26 protein-coding genes and 2 pseudogenes are annotated in these 22,461 nt (G+C 45.4%); 23 read left to right on the forward strand and 5 right to left on the reverse strand.

Annotated elements, in window-relative coordinates:
• Window positions 1–7 precede the first annotated feature (7 nt).
• Complete coding sequence (locus QFZ77_RS18380; RefSeq protein WP_029192924.1) at window positions 8–274, reverse strand: hypothetical protein; 267 nt, start codon at window positions 272–274, stop codon at window positions 8–10.
• Window positions 275–454: 180 nt separating this feature from the next.
• Here QFZ77_RS18380 and QFZ77_RS18385 point away from each other — a divergent pair, with 180 nt between their 5' ends.
• Window positions 455–709, forward strand: a complete 255-nt coding sequence (locus tag QFZ77_RS18385) for a hypothetical protein (RefSeq protein ID WP_307441662.1) — start codon at window positions 455–457, stop codon at window positions 707–709.
• A 329-nt stretch (window positions 710–1,038) separates the two neighbouring features.
• Window positions 1,039–1,215 carry a hypothetical protein gene (locus QFZ77_RS18390; RefSeq protein WP_307441664.1) on the forward strand — a complete coding sequence of 59 codons (177 nt, stop codon included), beginning with the start codon at window positions 1,039–1,041 and terminating at the stop codon, window positions 1,213–1,215.
• Window positions 1,216–1,297: 82 nt separating this feature from the next.
• Here QFZ77_RS18390 and QFZ77_RS18395 read toward each other — a convergent pair whose 3' ends face one another.
• Window positions 1,298–1,483, reverse strand: coding sequence for a hypothetical protein (locus QFZ77_RS18395; protein WP_047674694.1), 186 nt, complete (start codon window positions 1,481–1,483; stop codon window positions 1,298–1,300).
• Between the two features lie 130 nt (window positions 1,484–1,613).
• On the opposite strand from QFZ77_RS18395, the gene steA reads away from it, so the two are divergent.
• The 3 genes from steA to QFZ77_RS18410 are packed head-to-tail and all read left to right on the forward strand — an operon-like array spanning window position 1,614 to window position 4,365.
• Window positions 1,614–2,768 carry a putative cytokinetic ring protein SteA gene (gene steA / locus QFZ77_RS18400; protein ID WP_307441667.1) on the forward strand — a complete coding sequence of 385 codons (1,155 nt, stop codon included), beginning with the start codon at window positions 1,614–1,616 and terminating at the stop codon, window positions 2,766–2,768.
• A complete protein-coding gene (locus QFZ77_RS18405; protein ID WP_307441669.1) occupies window positions 2,765–3,496 on the forward strand; it encodes a glycosyltransferase family 2 protein in 732 nt (243 codons plus the stop codon). Before steA ends, QFZ77_RS18405 begins: the two co-directional genes overlap by 4 nt.
• Complete coding sequence (locus QFZ77_RS18410; protein ID WP_307441670.1) at window positions 3,466–4,365, forward strand: MraY family glycosyltransferase; 900 nt, start codon at window positions 3,466–3,468, stop codon at window positions 4,363–4,365. The genes QFZ77_RS18405 and QFZ77_RS18410 overlap by 31 nt, the downstream gene beginning before the upstream one ends.
• A 9-nt stretch (window positions 4,366–4,374) precedes the next feature.
• Here the strand turns inward: QFZ77_RS18410 and QFZ77_RS18415 are convergent, their stop codons facing one another.
• Window positions 4,375–4,632 (reverse strand): DUF2627 domain-containing protein, encoded by a 258-nt coding sequence (locus QFZ77_RS18415; RefSeq protein ID WP_057306385.1) that lies wholly within the window; start codon window positions 4,630–4,632, stop codon window positions 4,375–4,377.
• Window positions 4,633–4,801: 169 nt separating this feature from the next.
• Here QFZ77_RS18415 and lpdA point away from each other — a divergent pair, with 169 nt between their 5' ends.
• The 4 genes and pseudogenes from lpdA (at window position 4,802) to QFZ77_RS18435 (ending at window position 9,754) form a co-directional block, all read left to right on the forward strand.
• A complete protein-coding gene (gene lpdA / locus QFZ77_RS18420) occupies window positions 4,802–6,226 on the forward strand; it encodes a dihydrolipoyl dehydrogenase (protein ID WP_307441672.1) in 1,425 nt (474 codons plus the stop codon).
• Window positions 6,227–6,334: 108 nt separating this feature from the next.
• Window positions 6,335–7,346: pseudogene (locus QFZ77_RS18425) on the forward strand (thiamine pyrophosphate-dependent dehydrogenase E1 component subunit alpha).
• Between the two features lie 3 nt (window positions 7,347–7,349).
• A complete protein-coding gene (locus tag QFZ77_RS18430; RefSeq protein ID WP_307441674.1) occupies window positions 7,350–8,330 on the forward strand; it encodes an alpha-ketoacid dehydrogenase subunit beta in 981 nt (326 codons plus the stop codon).
• A gap of 68 nt (window positions 8,331–8,398) precedes the next feature.
• On the forward strand, window positions 8,399–9,754 hold the full coding sequence (locus tag QFZ77_RS18435; RefSeq protein ID WP_307441676.1) for a dihydrolipoamide acetyltransferase family protein: 1,356 nt from the start codon (window positions 8,399–8,401) through the stop codon (window positions 9,752–9,754).
• A gap of 1 nt (window position 9,755) precedes the next feature.
• Here the strand turns inward: QFZ77_RS18435 and prli42 are convergent, their stop codons facing one another.
• Window positions 9,756–9,938 carry a stressosome-associated protein Prli42 gene (prli42, locus tag QFZ77_RS18440; protein ID WP_307441679.1) on the reverse strand — a complete coding sequence of 61 codons (183 nt, stop codon included), beginning with the start codon at window positions 9,936–9,938 and terminating at the stop codon, window positions 9,756–9,758.
• On the opposite strand from prli42, the gene QFZ77_RS18445 reads away from it, so the two are divergent.
• Window positions 9,937–11,067: a M20/M25/M40 family metallo-hydrolase gene (locus tag QFZ77_RS18445; protein WP_307441680.1), complete on the forward strand. Its 1,131-nt coding sequence runs from the start codon at window positions 9,937–9,939 to the stop codon at window positions 11,065–11,067. The genes prli42 and QFZ77_RS18445 overlap by 2 nt on opposite strands.
• Window positions 11,068–11,277: 210 nt before the next feature.
• Window positions 11,278–12,390, forward strand: coding sequence for a DUF3866 family protein (locus tag QFZ77_RS18450; RefSeq protein ID WP_307449625.1), 1,113 nt, complete (start codon window positions 11,278–11,280; stop codon window positions 12,388–12,390).
• Here QFZ77_RS18450 and mciZ read toward each other — a convergent pair.
• Entirely contained in the window at window positions 12,290–12,496 is a 207-nt protein-coding gene (mciZ, locus tag QFZ77_RS37855) for a Z-ring formation inhibitor MciZ (protein WP_373462621.1), read from the reverse strand. The two genes, QFZ77_RS18450 and mciZ, sit on opposite strands and share 101 nt — an antisense overlap.
• A gap of 89 nt (window positions 12,497–12,585) precedes the next feature.
• Here mciZ and QFZ77_RS18455 point away from each other — a divergent pair, with 89 nt between their 5' ends.
• From QFZ77_RS18455 to QFZ77_RS18510, 12 genes and pseudogenes are all read left to right on the forward strand, one after another.
• Window positions 12,586–13,140 (forward strand): NUDIX hydrolase, encoded by a 555-nt coding sequence (locus tag QFZ77_RS18455; protein WP_307441681.1) that lies wholly within the window; start codon window positions 12,586–12,588, stop codon window positions 13,138–13,140.
• Window positions 13,141–14,320, forward strand: a pseudogene (locus QFZ77_RS18460) (endonuclease Q family protein). It begins immediately after the preceding gene.
• A 61-nt stretch (window positions 14,321–14,381) separates the two neighbouring features.
• Window positions 14,382–15,023 (forward strand): stage II sporulation protein M, encoded by a 642-nt coding sequence (gene spoIIM, locus QFZ77_RS18465; RefSeq protein WP_307441682.1) that lies wholly within the window; start codon window positions 14,382–14,384, stop codon window positions 15,021–15,023.
• A gap of 105 nt (window positions 15,024–15,128) precedes the next feature.
• Complete coding sequence (fur, locus tag QFZ77_RS18470) at window positions 15,129–15,614, forward strand: ferric iron uptake transcriptional regulator (RefSeq protein ID WP_057306375.1); 486 nt, start codon at window positions 15,129–15,131, stop codon at window positions 15,612–15,614.
• Between the two features lie 180 nt (window positions 15,615–15,794).
• A complete protein-coding gene (gene ald / locus QFZ77_RS18475) occupies window positions 15,795–16,910 on the forward strand; it encodes an alanine dehydrogenase (RefSeq protein ID WP_307449627.1) in 1,116 nt (371 codons plus the stop codon).
• Between the two features lie 58 nt (window positions 16,911–16,968).
• Window positions 16,969–17,208, forward strand: coding sequence for a DUF4227 family protein (locus QFZ77_RS18480; protein ID WP_307441686.1), 240 nt, complete (start codon window positions 16,969–16,971; stop codon window positions 17,206–17,208).
• Between the two features lie 92 nt (window positions 17,209–17,300).
• A complete protein-coding gene (xerD, locus tag QFZ77_RS18485; protein WP_307449630.1) occupies window positions 17,301–18,197 on the forward strand; it encodes a site-specific tyrosine recombinase XerD in 897 nt (298 codons plus the stop codon).
• 108 nt (window positions 18,198–18,305) lie between these two features.
• On the forward strand, window positions 18,306–19,481 hold the full coding sequence (gene deoB / locus QFZ77_RS18490) for a phosphopentomutase (RefSeq protein ID WP_307441688.1): 1,176 nt from the start codon (window positions 18,306–18,308) through the stop codon (window positions 19,479–19,481).
• A 56-nt stretch (window positions 19,482–19,537) separates the two neighbouring features.
• Window positions 19,538–20,365, forward strand: a complete 828-nt coding sequence (locus QFZ77_RS18495; protein WP_057306372.1) for a purine-nucleoside phosphorylase — start codon at window positions 19,538–19,540, stop codon at window positions 20,363–20,365.
• 18 nt (window positions 20,366–20,383) lie between these two features.
• Window positions 20,384–21,238 carry a purine-nucleoside phosphorylase gene (locus tag QFZ77_RS18500; protein WP_307441689.1) on the forward strand — a complete coding sequence of 285 codons (855 nt, stop codon included), beginning with the start codon at window positions 20,384–20,386 and terminating at the stop codon, window positions 21,236–21,238.
• A gap of 152 nt (window positions 21,239–21,390) precedes the next feature.
• Window positions 21,391–21,828 carry a flagellar protein gene (locus QFZ77_RS18505; protein ID WP_307441690.1) on the forward strand — a complete coding sequence of 146 codons (438 nt, stop codon included), beginning with the start codon at window positions 21,391–21,393 and terminating at the stop codon, window positions 21,826–21,828.
• Window positions 21,829–22,007: 179 nt separating this feature from the next.
• Window positions 22,008–22,391 carry a cupredoxin domain-containing protein gene (locus QFZ77_RS18510; protein ID WP_307441691.1) on the forward strand — a complete coding sequence of 128 codons (384 nt, stop codon included), beginning with the start codon at window positions 22,008–22,010 and terminating at the stop codon, window positions 22,389–22,391.
• The last annotated feature ends 70 nt before the right edge of the window (window positions 22,392–22,461 follow it).

Consider the following 22,461-nt stretch of genomic DNA (forward strand, 5'->3'; position numbering starts at 1 on the left):
CATGCCATTATTTTATGAATGTTAGAGCTTGATCCGCGATTGAATATTTGTAACGGTCAAGACAGTTGCAAAGGTAATCTTTGCGGCATATCGGACAAGGTTCTTTCATCAATCTATTCAAATCAGTCACTTTGCCGATACCGGTTTCGGAATCTCTTTCGAAGAAAAGACGGCATTTGTTGCGGTCTTTCAGTGAGACAACGACTTCGAAAAGACCATTTTTTTTATTATCACTAACTATTGTTGCATCTACTACCTGCGGATCGTATGCCATTGTAATTCCTCCTAAGAGTTTTGCTTTAGCAAAACTTTCTACGTAAGCTTAAGCATAAACTAGCATTGTCGTATAGGGATCTTTGACCTCGGATCAAAGTCTCACCTCGTTGTTTAGCTTGTGCGCATTAGTATATTATATAAATAAAAAAGATTTAATTCAATAGGAGGACCTACACTGGTGATTATGGACTATTGTGAGCAGGAAATTATCGAAGGGAAGGTACAGCTCCACATCGGACTTCAGTTTGAAGATGAACCTGATTCCTTATATGTAGCGGAGTTAGAGCTGGGAGATAACGGAGTTGTGAGGGAGTGGAAGCTGTTCTTTAACGGATTTGATTGTAATTATACCTTTCGTCCTGCGGAAAGAGATGCGTTAGTCCGTTATGCAGCCGAACAAGGAATCACGATCCAAGAGCATAATGAAGCATGAAAAAAGGAATCATCACCATGCGAATGGTTCAAATTCCTTGATTTGTGTTTATGATTTTGTTTAGTTAGTAATTGTTTCAATGTAGGCATCGTTTTGGTTACGGGGTTGACTCCATGCCAGTGCAGTCGATTGATAGCAGGATCGAGCTTGCCTTCGCGTAAACTTCGTTGTCGATTTTTTTGTGCTTGGGTTCGTGACATTGGGATTCCTCTTTTCCTCTTACAAATTTGATTGTTACTCATGTTAATTGTAATTAATCAGTTACCTAGCTGCAATGGAAAGTTTTCTTATCAATCATATATTCACTTCATTTAGAAAAGGGTGAGGGCTTGCGTATTCAAATTCAACTAGCCGTGTCGGGCGAAATGGTCAAGCAGGATGTACTTGAAATAGCGGAATATAAACTTGGTGAAATGACGGATGAAGAAATCGAAAGTGCGATTGAAATAAAAATCCGCACATGGGTAGATCGAATGGTGCAAGTTGAATGGGAAGTGCTTGAATAACGAAGCAAGGAACGTAGAATATACAGAGCTCCGAAGGAGGTTAAACCCCCTTGGAGCTCTTTGTGTGCAATCTTATGTATGTTTAGTGAACGATGTTGCCTACTCCAGTCTTTTGCAAGGCGTGCTCCCAGCTAGGGTAGTAATACAGGGCATTTTTCATAAGATCAGGATGCAGCTTCTTCACATTTTTTTTGGCTAGCGACTCTCCGGTGTTGTGAAGCTGTACAATGTGGCCTAACACTTCGTCTGCGCTCATGTTTAGCTCCATGGATGTTTCATCTCCTTTCAATAAGAATATAACCCAATACTTGCCATCAGATAGGTAAAATATACATAGAATATAGTGGCGAAGGGCAAAATAAGTAGGCCAAGAGACGAATGGAAAGTCGGTGTCTATCATGAATTGGCCCTCGTTGTCATTGTTTTCTTCGAAGCCGCTGCCGCTCTGCAAAGGGAAGATTAGCGTAGGGGCGATTACGAAAGTATTGCTGCGTGATTTGCCGCCAGGCCGAATCGTTGTTCTTCAGCACCGTGACCTGGATGAAGTCATTGCACAGGAACTCATCGATCGTAAAGTCAAAGCGATCATTAATTGCCAACAAACGATGAGTGGCACGTATCCGACCCAAGGACCCCTGTTGCTGCTGCAGCAGCAAATACCGATTTGGGAAGTGGAATCATCTGCGTTCGAAGCTTTTGAATCGAATAAGGAGATTTCGATTTATGAAGATAGGATCATCGCCGAAGATCAGCATATCTCCTGTACCGCATTTACACGTGAAAATTGGATAAGCTTGCAGCAGCTAGCGAATGATCAATCGTCAAGGCTATTGGAGCAATTTATTGATAATACGTTAACCTATGCAATTCGGGAGAAGCAAGCTGTTATGGAGCCGCTGCCCTCACTACCCTTACGGACGAACTGCGAGGGTAAGTATGTGTTGGTTGTATCCAGAAGGAAGGGATTTAAGAAGGATTTGCTTGCCGCAAAAGCATTTATCTCTAAGGTCAAGCCGATTCTGATTGGGGTAGATGGGGGAGCCGACGCACTGCTGGAGTGCGGTTATCAGCCGGATCTTATTGTAGGCGATATGGACAGCGTGACGGATCGAGCCCTTTTGTGCGGTGCGGAGTTAATTGTCCATGCTTACCCGAATGGAACGGCACCGGGGATGGCTCGTACGAACGCATTAGGGTTATTCGCGCATGTACTGCCTTGCTTCGGAACCAGTGAGGATGCGGCGCTTTTACTCGCCTTTGAGCAGCGGGGGGAGTGGCTAGTTACGGTTGGCGCGCATACCCATATGATTGATTTTCTGGAAAAAGGGAGGGAGGGCATGGGAAGCACGCTTCTTGTTCGGATGAAGGTAGGATCGCGTTTGGTAGATATCAAAAGTATAGGCGCCCTATATAAGCAGCCGTATCTATGGACGAAAGAGGTTGCCACCACTGCTTTTCTTTCACTTTTCTTTATTGCTTTAGGGCTTTTTCAGCTTCACTGGATTTTGAAGCGAGTTGCTCACGTTGTTTGGAAGCTTGGAGGTGAAGGATGAAGCCGTATCTATCCATCATTATTCCAGCTTGGAATGAAGCAAGCACGATTCCGAGTACACTTCAACATTTGTTAAATCAGGCCGACTTTATTAAGAGGGCGGGGATGAGGTTCGAAATTATTGTAGTCGATGATGGCAGCGTCGATAATACCTACGAGGCTGCTTGGCCTTGGGTGGACAAGCTGGTCAAGCATGATCGCCGCCGCGGCAAAGGAGCGGCGATGCAATCAGGTGTCGCCAAGGCACGCGGCGACCTGCTGCTCTTCCTTGACGCCGACCTGCAGGCCACGGCCGGGGAGGCGCTCGTCCTCATCGAGCCGCTGCTGCGGCGCGAAGCGGATATGGCGATAGCGAAGCTGCCGCCGTCCGGCGCCAAAGCAGGCTTCGGCTTGGTCAAGGGCTTGGCCCGCCGCGGTATTCACCGGCTCAGCGGCTATAAGACCGAAGCTCCCTTGTCCGGACAGCGCGCGGTGCGTGCTGATCGGCTTCGGGAGCTTGGAGGGTTCGCGCGCGGCTTCGGCGTGGAAGTCGCGCTAACGATCGATGCGGCGCGGCATGGCCTGCGCATCGTGGAGCTGGACGTGCCCATCACGCACCGTGAAACGGGGCGGGATTGGCACGGGTGTGTTCACCGCGGCAAGCAATTCGCCGCGGTTGGTTTGACACTGCTGACTCGCTGGAAGGAGAGGAAGCGGGTATGGTTCTCATCGGATCGATCATCGATCTGATTGTGCTTGGAGCGGCAGGGTGGTGGATGCTGCCGCACGTAAGGCGCTTTCTGGAGGCCCATGGGCAAGTAGGGCCGAACTATCTTGGCCATACCATCCCTCGCGGGATGGGGGTCGTTCTTTGGTTGCTATTATGGCTTCAGGAGCTGGTTCTTCAAGGCGCTGTAAGGTTAGAATCTTCAGTCTTGATGGGCGGAATTTCATTGCTGAAAGAGCTTAGTTCCCTTGAAGTGAATAATCGGGTATTCACCTTTGCCGCTACATTCATTTTCTTATTAGGTTGGACAGATGATTTAATAGGCAGTAAAGCCATAAAAGGTCTAAAGGGACATTTCCGGTATTGGATGGATACAAAATCTTTATCGATGGGAGCCGTAAAGGCATTAGGCACATTATCGATTGCCACATGGCTTGTATTAACGGTCGAAAACGATCAAACCCCCCTCTGGCAGATGGGGGTTGAGCTTATATTGCTGATACTAATGACGAATACCTTGAACTTGCTTGACGTTCGACCAGGTCGTTCATTAAAAGCATTTTTGGGTAGTACTTGTGCGGTTTTGCTCATGGGCTTGTATGTTTTAGACTTGGAAACGAGTGTGTTTTTTCCAATGATCCCGGTATGCATGGGTGGATTGATGTTATATAACCTTGATATTCGTGGCTTCGGGATGCTTGGTGATGCCGGTTCGAATCTACTTGGTTTTACTTTAGGTTATGGAATCATCATGATCTTGCCTTGGGAAGCACAATGTGTGATTGTTGCTGTAATTGGCTTCCTTCATAAACAAGCGGAGGTGAGTTCCATTACGCAAATGATTGAAAAGAACCGGTTCCTTCATTGGTTAGATCGTTTAGGCCGAACTTGAAAGTTCGGTCTATTTGCGGCGATTAGGTTTAAATCTTGGAGCCACATAATTTCGTTTACGATCACGGAAAAACGTCCATCCTCCAATAAAAGCAACACCTAGGAGAAACAAAATAAGCCCAAGGATAAATTTTCCCCACAGGAGATGACCGTCCGTATCGAATTGAGCGAAAAAGGCATCCTTCATGGCAAGGAACCCATAGGTGGCTGTCAAACCAGGAATAACGAGAAGAAGAATAGCAATAAATCGATAAAATGGCGCTCTCATAGCTGCTCCTTACTTTGCATGATACATGTTTTATATCATCATACTCTGAATCTGTTAGTGTGTCTAATTCACAAATAAGACTATGATTTGGTGACCAAAAAAGGGTAATATAATAGAGAGAAGTGTATACATATGAGGTAGTGAACGCTTAATAGGGAGGAAATACATAATGAGTGAACATAGATATGATGTCGTAGTTCTTGGTGGTGGTATTGGAGGTTATACCGCGGCTATAAGGGCTGCACAATTAGGGAAAACTGTGGCTATCGTGGAAAGGGACAAGCTTGGAGGCACTTGTTTACATCAAGGCTGTATTCCAAGTAAATCTCTCCTTCGGAGTGCTGAAGTATACGCAACAATGAAGAAAAGTGAGGAATATGGCATTTCTGCGGAGTCCATTGAGGTGAAGTTTGACAGTGTGCTTAACCGTAAACAACGTATTGTTGATCAACTGCATCAAGGGCTGCAATTTCTGATGAAGAAAAATAAAATTACGGTCCATTACGGCAATGGCCGAATTATTGGACCTTCTATCTTTTCACCACGCAGCGGTGCTGTTTCTGTAGAGAAAGAAGACGGGGATATCGAAACGCTTCTATCGAGTAATTTGATCATTGCTACAGGTTCCAGACCGCGTAGTTTACCAGGTTTAGAGATCGATGGTACCTATATTTTAACAAGTGAAGACGCTTTGCGTATGGAGAGCCTTCCGAAGTCAATCATTATTGTCGGTGGCGGTGTGATTGGCGTAGAATGGGCTTCGATGCTGAGCGATTTCGGCGTAGCGGTTACCATAGTCGAGCAGGATAAACGATTAGTGAGCTTAGAAGATGCGGATATTTCGAAAGAGCTAGAGCGCTTGTTTAAGAAACGCGGCATTAACCTAGTTACCGGAGCAAAAGTGCTTCCTGATTCCGTGAAGGTGACGGAAGGCAGTGTTACTTTACAAGCGGACAAGCAAGGGGAGATCGTTGAATTAACGGCAGATAAGGTGCTTGTTTCTGTTGGACGTATAGCCAATATTGAGGGAATCGGGCTTGAAAATACAGATATTAAAATAGATAAAGGTGTCATTCGTGTGAATCGGTTCATGCAAACGACGGAATCACATATCTATGCGGTTGGCGACGTTATTGGAGGACTCATGTTGGCGCATATGGCCGGTCATGAAGGGATTTTGGCAGCTGAACACCTGGCTGGTCAAACTCCGCATGAATTGCAAGCGCATCTCGTTTCAAGATGTACGTATACAAGACCGGAGATAGCTAGTGTTGGTTGGACCGAACAACAGGCTGTCGACCAAGGACACAAAGTGAAAATTGGCAAATTCAGCTTCAAAGGGATTGGAAAAGCACTTGTTTATGGAGATACAGATGGCTTTGTAAAAGTTATAGCAGATAGCGAAACGAATGACATTCTGGGTGTACACATGATTGGACCGCATGTGACTAACAGCATATCCGAAGCAGCACTTGCACAAGTACTGAATGCGACCCCTTGGGAAGTGGGCCAAACCATTCATCCTCATCCAACTTTGTCGGAAGCTTTAGGAGAAGCGATGCTGGCCGTCGATGGGATTGCAATTAGCGGATAAAAATTGTAATCATAAACATTTGCGTTTATAATAAGCATATAGAGTCAAGTACTAGGACCAGGTAATAAATTTATGTGGTACCTAAAATTTCTAAAGGAGGCAACCTCCATGTCTATTGGTCAACTATATAAACATAGAAGTTTAGGTTTGTCTGACGACGAAGCCGTACGTATGTATACAGTCATGAGTCTTGCAGCTAAATATGATGAGCGAGCTTTCATGCTTCAACGTGCAGGTAAAATACCTTTTCACGTATCTGGAATGGGACAATATGCTGGTCAGGTAGGGATGGCTTTTGCGATGAAAGCTCAAAAAGATTATTTCTTGCCCTATTATCGTGACTATGCGTTTGTACTATCGGTAGGCATGACAGTGAGGGATTTAATGCTTGCGGTTTTTTGCAAAGCAGAAGACGTCAACAGGCGGTGGAAGACAAATGGCTGGTCACTTTGGCGATAAGAAAAATCATATAGTCACAGGGTCGTCCCCTGTTACGACTCAAGTGCCGCATGCTGCAGGTATCGCGCTTGCTGCCAAAATGAAAAAGCAAGACTTCGTCACATTTGTTTCCTTCGGTGAAGGCTCCAGCAATCAGGGGGATTTCCACGAGGGTTGTAATTTCGCGGGTGTACATAAGCTTCCTGTTATTTTCGTTTGTGAAAATAATCAATACGCGATTTCCGTTCCTCTTCATAAACAAGTGGCAGGAAAAATCGCGGATCGTGCGCTGGGATATGGTTTCCCGGGTATTCAAGTAGATGGCAGCGATGTATTAGAAATGTATCGGGTGACGAAGGAAGCAAGAGAAAGAGCAGCTCGTGGCGAAGGTCCGACGCTCATCGAAATGATTTCTTATCGACTCATGCCTCATTCAACGTCGGATGATGACATGCTGTACCGGACGAAAGAAGAAGTTGAACAGAACCGTCAAAAAGATGGCATCCTTAAATTCAAAGAATATTTAATGGAATGCGGACTATGGAGTGAAGATCAGGATCGTGACCTTCAGGAACGGCAAAAGCAAGAGATTAATGAAGCTACAAAGTATGCGGATCTCGCGCCTTATCCGAAACCGGAAGATACGCTCCTTCATGTTTACGCGGAAGGAGATGACCAATAAATTATGGCTGTAATTACATATTTGGAAGCAATCCGCTCTGCCATGCAGGAGGAAATGCAGCAGGATGATAACGTCTTCGTACTCGGTGAAGATGTTGGTAAAGGTGGTGTGTTGAACACGACCAAAGGTCTGCGTGATTTGTTTGGTGAGGAGCGTGTTCTAGACACGCCACTAGCGGAGTCTGCCATTGTAGGCGTGGCTATTGGTGCGGCGATGTATGGGATGAAACCGATCGCCGAAATTCAGTTTGCTGATTTCATCTTCCCAGCAACGAATCAAATTCTTAGCGAAGCGGCTAAGATTCGCTATCGTTCTAATAATGACTGGACATGCCCAATCGTCATTCGTGCTCCCTATGGTGCGACCGGAGCAGGCGCCTTATATCATTCCCAATGTCCGGAATCTGTTTTCTTCGGCACGCCGGGTGTTAAGATCGTAGCTCCTTCGAATCCTTATGATGCTAAGGGGCTGCTGAAGGCAGCAATCCGAGACGCAGATCCTGTGTTATTCTTCGAGCACAAGAAGTGCTATCTGGCGCTGTCCGCAGACGTACCGGATGAAGATTATATCGTGCCGATCGGCAAGGCCGACATCAAGCGCCAAGGCACAGACATTACGGTCATCGCCTACGGTATGGTTGTAAATTATGCACTACAAGCAGCTGAAGAGCTTGCGAAGGAAGGCATTTCCGCACACGTACTCGACTTGCGCTCCCTGCAGCCTCTAGACAAAGAGGCTATCTTGGAAGCCGCTAGGAAGACGGGCAAAGTGCTCATCGCTCATGAAGACAACAAAACAGGCGGTGTTGGTGCTGAAGTGTCAGCGATTATCGCCGAAGAAATGCTGTTCGAGCTTGATGCACCTATCGCAAGACTTTGCGGCCCTGATGTTCCGGCAGTGGGCAGCAATCCACCGATGGAGAAATTTTTCCTGCTCAATGCAGATAAGCTGAAGGATGCCATGCACCAGCTTGCAATGTTCTAATTTACACATCTAAATTTACACATCTAATTTCCTTTCATTGATCATTTCCTGAACTAGGAGGTACACCCATGAACCAAACCAACAGCCGACTAACCGAGGTTACGGTCCCGCATCTAGCGGAGAGCCTCGTTTCGGCTACAATAGGCAAATGGCTCAAGAAGCCTGGCGATTATATCGAGCAATACGATGTAATTTGTGAGCTTTTCACTGAGAAAGTGAACACGGAAATGCCTTCACCAATTGAAGGCACACTTGTAAAAATTATTGTCGGCGATGGCGAAACAGCTGCTGTTGGAGAAGCCATTTGTTTGATTGAAGAGCCCGGGGCAGGCTTAGCGAACGGATCATCAACCGCAGGAGCTTCAGCTGCTAGTCAAGCTGGAGCCGCGATTGCGGAAGACTCAGACCAAAGCATGCGTGGTCGTTATTCACCAGCTGTACACCGGCTTGCACAAGACAATCGCGTAGATTTGTCTCGTGTTGCAGGAACGGGGCTTGGCGGAAGGATTACACGTAAGGACGTTGAGCAATTCATCGCCTCCGGTGGAGCCAATGCAGCTCCTGCAGCCGTGCAAACGAATCAATCGGCAGCTGCTGTTGCTCTTCAAACCGCTGAACCAGCTGAGTCGCAGCAGGCTCACCAGCCTGTTCGCAGCTCCGGCATCCATTTATCCGCCAATCCGCAAACGCCGCTGATTGAAGCGGAAGGACATTCATTAGACGCTCGCAATGAGCATTTCATTGATGTTACGCCAATGCGCAATGCCATTGCTTCAAAAATGCGCCAGAGTGTAACAGAAATTCCGCATGCTTGGACAATGATTGAGGTCGATGTAACGAATCTTGTTGTTCTGCGGAATAAAGTGAAAGACGAGTTTATGCGCCGAGAAGGCATTAACTTAACGTACTTGGCATTCATGCTGAAAGCGGTTGTCAATGCCATTAAGGATTACCCGATCATTAACTCCGTCTGGGCCGTCGATAAAATTATCGTGAAACGCGATATTAACATTTCGTTGTCCGTAGGAACGGAAGATTCGGTCTTGACGCCGGTTATCAAAAAAGCGGATCAAAAAAATATCGCAGGACTTGCCAGAGAAATTGATGAATTGACGAAGAAAACACGCGCGGGGAAATTATCGCTGAATGATATGGTTGGCGGGACATTTACTGTAAATAATACAGGCTCCTTCGGTTCGATTCTGTCTTATCCGATCATCAACTACCCACAAGCAGCTATAGTGACCTTCGAATCGATTGTGAAGAAGCCTGTCGTTATTCAAGATATGATTGCGGTTCGTTCGATGGTTAACCTTTGTCTTTCACTGGATCACCGTATTCTTGACGGTGTCATCTGTGGTAGGTTCCTACAGAGAGTGAAAGAAAATTTAGAAAGTTATAACGCGGATACAAAGATTTATTAAACTATGAATCAAAAAATAATCCCGCAGTAAACAATATGCTTGATAACAGCATCGTGATCAACATAAGGTAAATCACGATTTTAAACCAACGCTTATTCTGTAACAATGAAGATTCACTCCTTTTTCGTGAAAAAGCTTGTACGGTTTTATTGTAACTCATAGTGTGTATCGGAGGAAAGTACATGATTCAGCAAAATCGTTTGGTGGAAGAGTTCATCTCCCTTGTGCAAGTTGACAGCGAGACGCGATTTGAGCAAGAGATTTGTGTTGTTCTTAAAGAAAAGTTCAGTCGTTTAGGGTTGCATGTCGTGGAAGATAATTCGATGGCGAAAAGCGGTCACGGATCAGGGAATTTGATCTGTACACTTGAAGCAACCGACAGCAACGCAGCTATTCCGACCATTTTCTTCACTTCTCATATGGATACGGTAGCTCCTGGGAAAGGTATCAAGCCGCAAATTGGCGATGATGGCTATATCCGCAGCGACGGTACGACGATTCTAGGCAGCGATGACAAAGCGGGTATCGCGGCGATGATCGAAGGCATACAAGTGTTAAAAGAGCAAAACATCCCACATGGCCGCATTCAATTCGTTATTACGGCAGGGGAAGAGAGCGGTCTGAAAGGCGCACGCGCCATGGATCGCAGCGTTATGGAAGCAGAGTTCGGCTTCGCACTTGATTCGAACGGCAGCATTGGCGATATTGCGACAGCGGCGCCTGGACGTGCAGAAATTGAAATTATATTCCACGGAAAGTCTGCTCATGCCGGTGTCAATCCTGAAGATGGCATAAGTGCCATCCAAGTAGCGAGTAAAGCGGTTTCGCGTATGTCGCTCGGTCGAATTGATAGCGAAACTACTGCGAATATTGGCAGTTTCTCAGGAGTAGGTCCTTTGAACGTGGTATGCGATAAGGTGAAGATGGAAGCGGAAGCACGCAGCATTGTTCAGCACAAACTGGAAGCGCAAATCGCCGCAATGAAAGAAGCTTGCGAATCAGCAGCAGCTGATGCTGGCACCACTTGTGAGTTTAATGCGGATATTGTATATGCCTCCTATATGCACGATGACTCTGCTCCGATTGTACAATTGACCGCTAGAGCACTCTCAACCCTTGGATTGACAGCTCGAACATTCCATTCCGGTGGCGGCAGTGATGCTAATATCTTTAACGGAATGGGCATTCCAACGGTTAATCTCGCTGTTGGTTATCTTGAAATTCATACAACCAAAGAACATATTGCCATCAGTGATTTAGTCAAAACGGCTGAATTACTCGTTGCTCTTGTGAAGGAAGCTGCGAAAGTTTAATTCACCTCTTTTCTAAAGAACCGATTAGTCTGCCAAAGTCATGGCATGGCTGGTCGGTTTTTTTACACGATCTCATCTACTCCCAATTTCGCCCTCGAGTCGCATAGACTCTGATTTATTTTTACTCCTTACACGCGTTATATGGGGTAAAACTAAGTGATTCCTCATATGCTTCGAGTAAGACACGTCCAGGAAGGGGAAACTGGCTTGATGATACGGGATGAGGGCATAGTTGCGGATATTATTTCGGTCAGAGAGGGAATACAGTTTGTCACAGTATCGATGCGGAACGGTGAGTTAGAGCGCGCTGTACACTACACGGATACATTACCTTTGTTAACTCCAGGGGACGTGGTTGACTTAAATGTAACAGCCATGAAGCTGAGGTTAGGTTCAGGGGGATTTCATATCGTAATATCCATTCGTGACCGAGGATTGGATCATCGTTCAGCTACATCATCAAATGGACATATTATGAAGCTCAAATATACCCCGATGCAGCGAAGTGTGTTCGCTATTGAAGAGCCGGCCAGCTCGTTTCATTCTTCGTTTCAAGGTGATATGAATCTAGAGGGGATGCCCGTCTTGCTAGGAGAATTGCACAGTATGCTGCCTGTAGTGATGTGCTGGCTCAGATATCGACATCAACAAAGAAAATCATCTGATCGTGCTTTGGAGGTCGCCTATATCATGACAGATGGGGGTGCTCTTCCACTTGCATGGAGTGAGCATGTGGCCATACTCGAGGGGATGGAATGGCTTAAAACCTCCATTACTTATGGTCAAGCCTATGGAGGTAAGGTGGAGGCGGTTAATAAATTTAGCGCATTAGTTGCAGCGAAGCATGTAGTCAAAGCAGATATCAGTCTTGTAACCATGGGTCCAGGCATCGTGGGAACGAATACCCGATACGGTTTTTCAGGTCTTGAGGTTGGTGAACTCGTAAATGCCGTATACGCTCTTGGTGGGATTCCAGTGGTCATCCCCAGAATTTCTTTTGCTGATCCGAGGACTCGGCATCAGGGCATAAGTCATCATACACTTACTGCGCTGCAGCTGGCAGCTAGATGTCCGGCGGTAGTACCTCTCCCACTTTTGGAGACGAATGAAAGTGCTGTCGTACAGAAACAAGCGCAGAATCTGCAGCTGCATCAAATTATAGCTATGCCGAGCCCATCGATAGCGGAAATCGCTGAAGCTTGTTCCCAGTATCCACTGCCCATTACCTCGATGGGAAGGGGACTATCGCAGGACCCAGCTTATTTCCAAGCGATTTGTGCGGCTGCGGATTGTGCAAGCCAGCTACATAATCCACTAATGTAATTGAATTCCCACCTTGCTGCAGCATGAGCTGCAATTGACGTTTGATTTCCCATGCCTTCCCTACAAGACGAATTTGACGGTCGGTTACATAGCTCTTCATATCCATTTTCCTCTTTTCAGGTAAAATTTTGATATAATGAACGATATGCGTAAATGGGACAAGTTAGACCAACTTTAACAAGAAGAGGTGTTCGTATGACATTACACAAAAAATTCGAAGAAAAAACCATCAAGACTGAATCTATTTTCAAAGGAAAAATCATTTCGCTGCAGGTGGATCATGTTCTATTACCTAATGGGGAATCCGCAACACGTGAAATCGTAAAGCACCCTGGCGCTGTGGCTGTGATTCCGCTGCTAGGGGATAAAATGATCGTTGTGGAACAGTATCGAAAACCGCTGGAGAAAAGTCAGGTCGAGATCCCGGCCGGTAAGCTGGATGCAGGGGAAGAGCCGCTAAAGGCAGCTTTACGCGAATTAGAGGAAGAAACGGGCTTTCGGACGGAAAATATCAGGCTGGTCAGCTCCTTTTATACCTCTCCAGGTTTCGCGGATGAAATCATTCATCTCTATATCGCAGAAGATTTGGTGAAGGGCGAAGCGAATCCGGATGAGGATGAATTCCTGGAATGCGAAGCGATCACATTGGAACAAGCTCAGCATTACATACGTGAAGGGCGAATTAGCGATGCTAAGACGATTATGGCTGTTTATGCTTGGCAGCTGTACCTTTTAACGGGTCAAATCTAAATGAAAGCTTATTATGTTGATCTCCATATTCACATAGGTCGATCAGAGAAGGGCCAAGCGGTGAAGATCAGCGCTGCGAATGACCTGACTTTCTTCAATATTGCTCAGGAAGCTGCCGTCAGAAAAGGAATGGAGATCATCGGGATAATCGATTGCCACTCGCCTTCTGTACAGGATGACATCATGACTTACTTGGATCGGGGCGAGATGGTGGAGCTGGAGGGCGGCGGCATCCGGTATCAGGACACAACGATTATGCTGGGCAGTGAAATAGAGGTGCGCGATCCAGGCATGGGCCCGGCCCATTTGCTTGCCTATATGCCTAATCTGAAAGCGATGCAGGGGTTCACTCAATGGATGAAGGGTCACATGAAAAATGTGGAGCTAAGCTCTCAACGCATTTATGTACCTGCTCACGTACTTCAAGAAGAAGTGCTCGGCAGGGGTGGCATCCTTATACCCGCGCATATTTTCACTCCGCACAAAAGTGTGTACGGAAGTGCATCCTCTAAGATGGAGCACCTTCTTGATCTTAAGGGCATCTCTGCTGTTGAACTTGGTCTAAGTGCTGATTCCGATATGGCTGGTTTAATTTCGGAGCTTGATCCGTTCACATTCGTTACGAACTCAGATGCGCATTCCCTTGGCAAAATCGGTCGTGAGTACAACGAGATGAAGCTGGCTGCCCCTACGTATGAAGAACTCGTTAAAGCGCTGCATCGTCAAGAGGAACGCGGTATAATAGCCAACTATGGCCTTAATCCACGACTTGGTAAATACCACCGAACCTATTGCAGCTTATGCGAATCCGTTCTGGATGAAAGTGAAACGACCGTACAACGCTGTGCCGACTGTGGCAGCAATAAAATCATCAGAGGAGTCATGGATCGGATCCTGAACTTAGCGGACCGTGAAAAGGCTTATCTCCCGTCTTTTCGACCTCCGTACCAATTTCAGGTTCCGCTAGAATTTATCCCAGGCCTAGGGCCTAAAAAGCTTGATCAACTGCTTTCGCCGCTTCGGAACGGAAATGAATGTGCTGCATCGCACGACACCAGATGAGCTTGCAAGTGAGATTGGTGAAGAAATTGCTGCTTATATTGTAAAAGCGCGAGAAGGCACCTTACAGCTTGAGGTTGGCGGTGGGGGTAAGTACGGCAAAGTTAAAAATCGTTCATAGTTTCCAGCACTCGCTCATAAGCTTGTCTTTGTAGAGGTTGACACAAGGAAGGAGCTGCGAGATGAATAGGAACCTAACGATGAAACAATATATGAAGGATAATTTGCCGCTATTTATATTCGTCTCCGTACTTTTCATCATAGGGGTCGTGTTCGGCGCCGTGATGGTGAATGCACTTTCTTTGGAACAAAAGCAAGAAATGACTCGTCATTTGGGTAGTTTCTTTCATGAAATTAATGAAGGCGCTGAGTTTGACAGCAGGCAATCGTTCGTTCAAGCTTTCGGCATGCATATGAAGTGGATTTTGTTGATATGGCTCTTTGGTTTGTCTATTGTCGGGCTGCCATTGATTCTCGTTTTAGACTTTCTCAAAGGTGTGCTAATTGGGTTTACGGTTGGGTATCTTGTCGGTCAAATGTCATGGAAGGGCATGTTATTTGCACTTGTTTCCGTTGCGCCGCAGAACCTCATTGTTATTCCAGCTATCTTATTCTGCAGTGTAGCTGCCATGGCGTTCTCTATCTATATGATCAAAAATCGCTTTATGAGCCGTAATGGAAACATATACCAGCCCTTTATGCGCTATACAACGCTGACACTCCTGATGGGGGTATTCCTTCTTGGAGCAGCGCTTTGGGAAGGATATATGTCACAATTGATGATGAGATGGGTAACACCTATGCTTGTTGGCCTATATGGATAACAGATCCACTTATGTTTCTGTTTGACTTTGTCAGTCAGCTCCCCCTATAATAAAAAGAGTGGCTAAAACTGGGCTTGGATGCCCACCTTTCTGAGGGGGAGGCATATGGAAGCAAGGATCGAGAAGATTAAGCAGCAATTGCAATCCCAAGGGTACAAACTAACCCCTCAACGGGAAGCGACAGTACGCGTACTTTTAGAGAATGAACAAGATCATTTAAGTGCTGAAGATGTGTTTATGCTTGTGAAGGACAAGGCCCCAGAGATCGGACTGGCAACAGTTTACCGAACTTTAGAGCTCCTGAGTGAGCTGCATGTCTTGGAGAAAATGAATTTTGGCGACGGAGTCGCGCGTTACGATTTACGTGACGATAGTACACGTCATCATCACCATCACTTAATCTGCGTGCAATGCGGAGCCGTGGATGAAATTATGGAAGATTGGCTTGGACCTTTGGAAGAACGGTTAGAGCAAGATTTTCATTTTCAAGTGCTAGATCATCGACTTGATTTTCAAGGTATATGCTATCGCTGTAACGATCGAGGAAAACCGGACTCATTGGACAAATCTAAAATAACAGTTTCGGAATAGAAGCTGTTTATACAATGAAAATGCCTGTAAGCACAGCTAGTGCATACAGGCATTTTTGTGTTCTTTTCATATACTAGCTAATAAGAAAGCCGGATACTTACTCACATAATTAGCGTAGAAGCATGGCACATTATGCTTAGGATAATAAGGAAGAAGGTAGTAACTATGACTCAGCAACCTATTGTAGTCGGGGTTCCTAAAGAAATTAAAAACAATGAAAACAGAGTAGCTTTAACGCCTGGAGGAGCGGGTATGCTCTTGGCGGCAGGACATCAAGTGTTTGTTGAATCTGGAGCTGGTGTTGGCAGTGGCTTTGGGGATGAGGACTATGTTCGTGAAGGCGCCGTTATTGTCGTGGATGCTGCTGAGGTATGGGCTCACAGTGATATGATTATGAAAGTTAAGGAACCATTACCAGCAGAGTATGGTTATTTCCGGGAAGGGCAGATGTTGTTCACTTATTTGCATTTGGCTGCAGCAGGAGATTTGGCCGAACATTTGCTTAGCAAGAAAGTGACAGGGATTGCCTACGAAACGATTCAACTTCCGAATGGCTCACTGCCGCTTTTGACACCGATGAGTGAAGTTGCTGGCCGGATGTCGGTACAAATCGGCGCCCACTTTTTGGAAAAGTTCTATGGGGGACGCGGAATTTTATTGGGTGGTGTACCTGGTGTGCCGCCTGCGGATGTCATTATTTTGGGCGGAGGGATCGTTGGAACGAATGCGGCCAAAATGGCGCTCGGTCTTGGAGCTAATGTTGTAATTATTGAACGGAGTGCCGATCGGATGAGAGCTCTGGACGATATATTCGGGGGAAGACTGCGAACATTGATGTCTAATCCTCATAATATTGCGAGTGCTGTACAGAAGGCGGATTTATTAATTGGCGCTGTTCTTATTCCTGGAGCTAGAGCTCCGAGATTAGTAACGGAAGCTATGGTTCAAAGCATGAAGCCAGGTGCTGTGATTGTGGATGTTGCCGTGGACCAAGGTGGATCGATTGAAACGATTGACCGTGTGACAACGCACAGCAATCCCACTTATGAGAAACATGGCGTGCTTCATTATGCTGTTGCCAATATGCCTGGTGCCGTTCCGAGAACTTCAACTCTTGGGTTAACTAATGTGACGATACCTTATGCAATGGAGCTTGCCAATAAAGGTTTTATACAAGCCGTAGCTGCCAATTACGCATTACAATTAGGAGTGAATACGTACAAGGGGAGTGTAACGCATCCGGCAGTGGCTGAAGCTCTAGGCATGCCGTATGTGAAGTTGTCCGATCTGTCATAATCAGAGACCAAGCCTCATATCCTGATCATAAAAAGGGGATAGAAATGGGGGACTGGCTATGATATTTTCATATCGAAAACTCGTTGTTCGCTTACGTTTTATTTTACTTTTTATGACTTTGACTGTGATTCTATATCAAGTTATGCTTGTACTAACAGGTTGGATTCAACCTGTGAACAAGTATAGAACACCAACGGGAAAGTCCGTTAAGGTGTTTGACCAACACGAGCATGCTTCCGTTTCGGATACAGGTACAATGAGCGACCGTTTGCGTTTATTTTATTGGTATGGGGAATAAAGAAAGCGTAAAAAAGAGGAGTTCGCACTGGAATCGTTGAATGCTAGTCGGTATGAAGATATGGCATGATAACGAAGGAGTATATCGGCATGATGACGAATGACCTGCAATCCTTCATCCGATTTTTGTCAGTTGAACGGGGATTATCGCGGAATACGCTGGAATCCTATGAGAGAGACCTACAACATTTTGTTGATTATCTACAACAGCAAGGCATCAAGGCTTGGAGAGATTCAGGTAAAACTCACATTGCAGGATACCTATCGCAGTTGAAAATGCTCGGACGAGCATCGGCAACCTTGTCTCGCAATATGGTTTCCATTCGAGCACTTTATCAATATTTAGTGAAAGAACGGGTAATGGATTCAGATCCAAGTATTTATGTAGATGCCCCTAAGTTGGAAAAAAAGCTTCCTAAAGTGCTGACGATTGGAGAGGTAGAGAAGCTCCTCGAAGCACCACATACTGAGCTTGTAAGCGGCGCGCGTGATAAGGCCATGCTGGAACTGCTCTATGCGACTGGGATTCGAGTATCGGAGCTCATTTCTCTGAATGTAACAGATATCAATTTGCAGATGGGCTTCATCCGCTGTATGGGGAAAGCAGATAAAGAACGTAATATTCCACTGAGCTCAATCGCCATTCGGTGTTTAACGACCTATATACATAATTATCGGATGAAGTTGTTGAAAAAAAAGGTGGATGAAGAAGCCTTATTTATCGGTCATTTGGGAACAAGGATGACAAGGCAAGGGTTTTGGAAGATTTTGAAAAAATATGCAAATGAGATGAATATCACGAATGAGATAACACCTCATGCCTTAAGGCATTCCTTCGCTGCCCATTTAATTGAAAATGGTGCAGATCTGAGATCGGTTCAAGAAATGCTAGGACATTCCGATATTTCCTCGACACAAATGTATGTTCAAGTCACCAAGCTCAAAATGAAAGACGTTTACAACCTTGCACACCCAAGAGCGAAATTGTAACCTCACAGCGGCATTTCCCCTAGGGGGAGGCTGCTGTTTTGCATTCATAGAGTGGAAGTGAGATAATCGAGGGTGGATGACATTAGGAATTGATTTGGAGGGACAAGAGTGCGCTTTGAACGTATATGTTTAATTGTATTGGATAGCGTAGGCATCGGCGAATTACCGGATGCCAAGCAGTTTGGCGATAGTGGCGCTCATACACTAGGACATATTGCAGAGAAAGTAAACGGATTTGCACTCCCTAATTTACAACGAATGGGACTAGGGAGCATAGCTGATATTAAAGGGATTCCTGGAACAGATTCACCAGAAGGATATTATGGAAAAATGGCTGAGGTGTCGGTTGGGAAAGACACGATGACTGGACACTGGGAATTGATGGGGCTTCGAATGACTACGCCATTTAATGTATTCCCCGATGGATTTCCAGAAAAATTAATTTCTCAATTTGAGCAGGAGACAGGGCGTAAGGTCATTGGAAATAAGCCGGCCTCAGGCACTGAAATTTTAGATGAGCTCGGAGAAGAGCAGATGAAAACAGGGGCTTGGATCGTTTATACATCTGCTGATAGTGTATTTCAATTAGCTGCGCATGAAGACATCATCCCGCTAGAAGAGCTGTATCGGGCATGCAAGATTGCCAGAAGGTTGACCATGCAGGATGAGTTTGCGGTAGGCAGAGTAATTGCAAGACCGTATCTCGGGGAGCCTGGTGCTTTCAAACGTACTCCGAATCGGCATGATTATGCCGTGAAGCCGCCAGCGCCTACTGTCATGAATTATTTGAAGGATGCTGGATTTGATGTGATTGCGATTGGGAAAATTAATGATATTTTTGATGGTGAAGGTGTTACGAAAGCCACATCAACAAAAAGTAATCTAGATGGTATTCAGAAGACAATAGAGGTATTGGGCACCTCGTATAAAGGACTGGCTTTTACGAATCTTGTAGACTTTGACTCGCTGTTTGGGCATCGACGTGATCCTGAGGGATATGGAAGATCACTGGAGGAATTTGATGCTTATGTGCCTCAGCTCAAAGCGGGTCTAGGGCCGAAGGATCTATTAATCCTTACAGCGGACCATGGCAATGATCCTGTGCATCCGGGAACCGACCATACGCGCGAATATGTTCCTATTTTGTTATACAGCCCAAGCTTCCAGTCACCTGCTTCGCTTGGTATCCGCGGAACCTTCGCTGATCTGGGAGCGACCATTGCAGATAATTTTGGCGTGAGTGCAACCGATCAAGGCGAGAGCTTCTTACATCTTTTAAAATAAATAATTACGTAATACTCAGTTTATGTGAACTGAGATCGCTTAGGAGGAATCTATCCATGTCCGATACGTCCATGATTCAAAAGATTCAAGAAGCAGCTGCATTTATTAGCAAGGAAACGAATATTAAACCCCAAATTGGACTGATTCTAGGTTCAGGTCTCGGCGTTCTTGCTGATCTTATTGAGCAGCCTATTGTTGTAGACTACTCGAGAATCCCTCATTTCCCTGTGTCTACCGTGGAAGGGCATGCTGGGGAATTGGTCGTTGGTACGATTCAAGGCAAGCAAGTGTTAGTGATGAAAGGCCGTTTTCATGCTTACGAAGGCTATGGCGCGGAAACGGTTTCTTTTCCAGTAAGAGTGATGAAAGAACTAGGTGTAGAAACGTTGATCGTAACGAATGCAGCTGGTGGAATTAATGAATCCTATCAGGTTGGCGATCTTATGGTCATAAGTGATCATCTGAATTTGACATACCGCAATCCGCTCATCGGTCCGAATGATTCTGCTTTAGGTGTTCGTTTTCCTGATATGTCGGAAGCTTACAGCAAACGTCTACGTAAATTAGCGCACGAAGTTGCGGCTTCACAGAACTTCCACTTACAAGAAGGCGTCTATGTGGGACTCCTCGGTCCTAATTATGAGACTCCTGCTGAGATTCGCATGTTCCGCACACTTGGCGGCGATTCCGTTGGTATGTCGACGGTACCTGAAGTGATTGTAGCACGTCATGCAGGAATCGAAGTGCTTGGTTTCTCCTGTATTTCAAATATGGCATCAGGTATTTTGGACCAGCCACTCTCCCATGCAGAAGTGATGGAAACGACGGAGAAAGTAAAACCTAAGTTTTTGAAATTAGTACTAGGCATTATTGAAGCACTTTAACTAGAAGAGGAGAACAAAATGGAACTGACTTACATAGAGAAAATTAAAGAAGCAGCGAGCTTTATTGAGCAGCGTTTAGGCAGTGTTAAGCCAGTTATCGGATTAGTTTTGGGATCAGGATTGGGAGACATGGCTAATCAGGTTGAGCAGCCCATAGCAATCGATTATAGTGAGGTTCCTCATTTTCCCGTTTCAACTGTTGAAGGACATGAAGGTCGTTTTGTTGCAGGTACACTAGAAGGTAAGCAAGTCATCGTAATGCAGGGGCGTTTTCATTATTATGAAGGCTACGATATGAAAAAAGTTGTATTTCCTGTTTACGTTATGAAAGCCATTGGCGTTCAAACGGTTGTGATGACGAACGCGGCAGGCGGCATGAATCGAGATTTTAAAGCAGGAGATCTAATGGTCATTAGCGACCATCTGAACATGACGGGAGATAACCCGCTTATCGGGCCTAACCATTCTGAGCTCGGTGTTCGTTTCCCGGACATGTCGGAAGCGTACAACCGCGAATACCGCAAGCTGGCTCATGCGCTGGCACAAACGGTCGTAGGAGAAGATGGCGTGCCGCTGAAGCTGCAGGAAGGGGTCTATGCGGGGATTACAGGACCGACCTACTGTACGCCAGCTGAACTTACGATGTTAGCCCGTATCGGTGGCGACGCGATTGGCATGTCTACGGTGGGAGAAGTTATTGCAGCGCGTCATACAGGTCTTAAGGTATTAGGGATTTCGTGTATTACCGATATGGCGATAGGTGAAGAACTTGAACCATTGACGCATGAGCAGGTTGTGGCTGTAGCCAATCGGACGAAACCGAAGTTCATTGCTCTTGTTAAGGCCTTTGTTCGCGAGGTCCGTCTGGGATAATTTGGCTATATTTTTTATGAACTTTTAATGAATATAAGATCCTGTAGACCTATGAATTCAGATGAAGTCATGCTAAAATATAGTTAATTAGAACTATATTAGAGGGTGCAGTAGATACGGATACCCCTTCCATAACAAGGATGTGATGGAGCATGTCAGTCCAACAATTAATGGTCGCTAACTGTCCTAGATGCGGGAAAGTGTTCCAGAAAAATTTGCGAAATCAATGTTCAGATTGCAGCAGCACCATGGATTCCATGCTCACGAGCAGTCTTGAATTTCTACGTAAAAATCATCGCTCAACGAATACGCAATTCAGCGAAGCGACAGGTGTTTCACACGAGCAAATGCATACTTGGATCAAAGAGGGAAAGCTGCTGCTATCAGATTATCCAAATTTGAACTATCCTTGTGCTTCTTGCTCGAAACCTATTCGTGGGCAAAAACTGTGCCCGGATTGCGCGTACCGAATAAATCGGGATATTAGAGAATTGAAAGAGAAAGGCCGATCTTTTCAACCACTTCTTAGAGAAAAACAAACAGCATCTGCTGGAGGTTTCCAAATACGTGAACGACTTAGTGGTGTGTAATATATAACAAAATGGGCAATAGTAATGGTGATATCCCCCGCTAAGGGGGATGTTTTTACGAAAGTCTCATTCACAATTTCGTCACAAAATATTCAAGGATTCGCCACTGACTATGTATGGGATTGTCTTAAGATGTTAGGTAGAATAGATGAAGTGAACACATTATGAGGGGGATATGCATGCAAAAGTGGATTTTCTTTGTGTTATTTATACTTGCGGGCGCATTGGGGCTGGGAGTCCTCTTTCAAGATATTTCTGACCGCCAAGTGGCTAAGGAAGCAGAGGCTGCCGCTGGCAAAAGTCAACAGCTTAAAATTGTAGCTTCTAACTGGCAGTTCGATTCAGCGGATTATACGATTAAAAGTGGAGAGCCTACGAAAGTTTCCTTGTCTTTAAAAGAAGGCGTTCATGCGATTGAAATTCCAGGGTTGGATATTAAGCTGGATAAAGAAAACCCGTCGAAACAAGTAACTTTTGACAAACCAGGTACATATGAAATTATTTGTGTCCTTCCATGTGGTGAAGGTCATGCCAAAATGAAATCCAAATTAGTTGTTTCTTAATAAAAAATGTTAGTATCAGAGGGGGCTCATGCAGCTCCCTTTTTTTCGATTTTGAAGAGTATGCTTACCA

Origin of the sequence: Paenibacillus sp. V4I3 (genome assembly GCF_030817215.1) — a bacterium.
Taxonomy (GTDB): domain Bacteria; phylum Bacillota; class Bacilli; order Paenibacillales; family NBRC-103111; genus Paenibacillus_E.

Coding starts and splice junctions, on each gene's coding strand:
- QFZ77_RS18380 (WP_029192924.1), bottom strand. CDS start 274: ATGGCATACGATCCGCAGGTAGTAGATGCAACAATAGTTAGTGATAAT.
- QFZ77_RS18395 (WP_047674694.1), bottom strand. CDS start 1,483: ATGGAGCTAAACATGAGCGCAGACGAAGTGTTAGGCCACATTGTACAG.
- steA (WP_307441667.1), top strand. CDS start 1,614: ATGAATTGGCCCTCGTTGTCATTGTTTTCTTCGAAGCCGCTGCCGCTC.
- QFZ77_RS18405 (WP_307441669.1), top strand. CDS start 2,765: ATGAAGCCGTATCTATCCATCATTATTCCAGCTTGGAATGAAGCAAGC.
- QFZ77_RS18410 (WP_307441670.1), top strand. CDS start 3,466: ATGGTTCTCATCGGATCGATCATCGATCTGATTGTGCTTGGAGCGGCA.
- QFZ77_RS18415 (WP_057306385.1), bottom strand. CDS start 4,632: ATGAGAGCGCCATTTTATCGATTTATTGCTATTCTTCTTCTCGTTATT.
- lpdA (WP_307441672.1), top strand. CDS start 4,802: ATGAGTGAACATAGATATGATGTCGTAGTTCTTGGTGGTGGTATTGGA.
- QFZ77_RS18430 (WP_307441674.1), top strand. CDS start 7,350: ATGGCTGTAATTACATATTTGGAAGCAATCCGCTCTGCCATGCAGGAG.
- QFZ77_RS18435 (WP_307441676.1), top strand. CDS start 8,399: ATGAACCAAACCAACAGCCGACTAACCGAGGTTACGGTCCCGCATCTA.
- QFZ77_RS18445 (WP_307441680.1), top strand. CDS start 9,937: ATGATTCAGCAAAATCGTTTGGTGGAAGAGTTCATCTCCCTTGTGCAA.
- prli42 (WP_307441679.1), bottom strand. CDS start 9,938: ATGTACTTTCCTCCGATACACACTATGAGTTACAATAAAACCGTACAA.
- QFZ77_RS18450 (WP_307449625.1), top strand. CDS start 11,278: ATGATACGGGATGAGGGCATAGTTGCGGATATTATTTCGGTCAGAGAG.
- mciZ (WP_373462621.1), bottom strand. CDS start 12,496: ATGGATATGAAGAGCTATGTAACCGACCGTCAAATTCGTCTTGTAGGG.
- QFZ77_RS18455 (WP_307441681.1), top strand. CDS start 12,586: ATGACATTACACAAAAAATTCGAAGAAAAAACCATCAAGACTGAATCT.
- spoIIM (WP_307441682.1), top strand. CDS start 14,382: ATGAATAGGAACCTAACGATGAAACAATATATGAAGGATAATTTGCCG.
- fur (WP_057306375.1), top strand. CDS start 15,129: ATGGAAGCAAGGATCGAGAAGATTAAGCAGCAATTGCAATCCCAAGGG.
- QFZ77_RS18480 (WP_307441686.1), top strand. CDS start 16,969: ATGATATTTTCATATCGAAAACTCGTTGTTCGCTTACGTTTTATTTTA.
- xerD (WP_307449630.1), top strand. CDS start 17,301: ATGACGAATGACCTGCAATCCTTCATCCGATTTTTGTCAGTTGAACGG.
- QFZ77_RS18495 (WP_057306372.1), top strand. CDS start 19,538: ATGTCCGATACGTCCATGATTCAAAAGATTCAAGAAGCAGCTGCATTT.
- QFZ77_RS18500 (WP_307441689.1), top strand. CDS start 20,384: ATGGAACTGACTTACATAGAGAAAATTAAAGAAGCAGCGAGCTTTATT.
- QFZ77_RS18505 (WP_307441690.1), top strand. CDS start 21,391: ATGTCAGTCCAACAATTAATGGTCGCTAACTGTCCTAGATGCGGGAAA.
- QFZ77_RS18510 (WP_307441691.1), top strand. CDS start 22,008: ATGCAAAAGTGGATTTTCTTTGTGTTATTTATACTTGCGGGCGCATTG.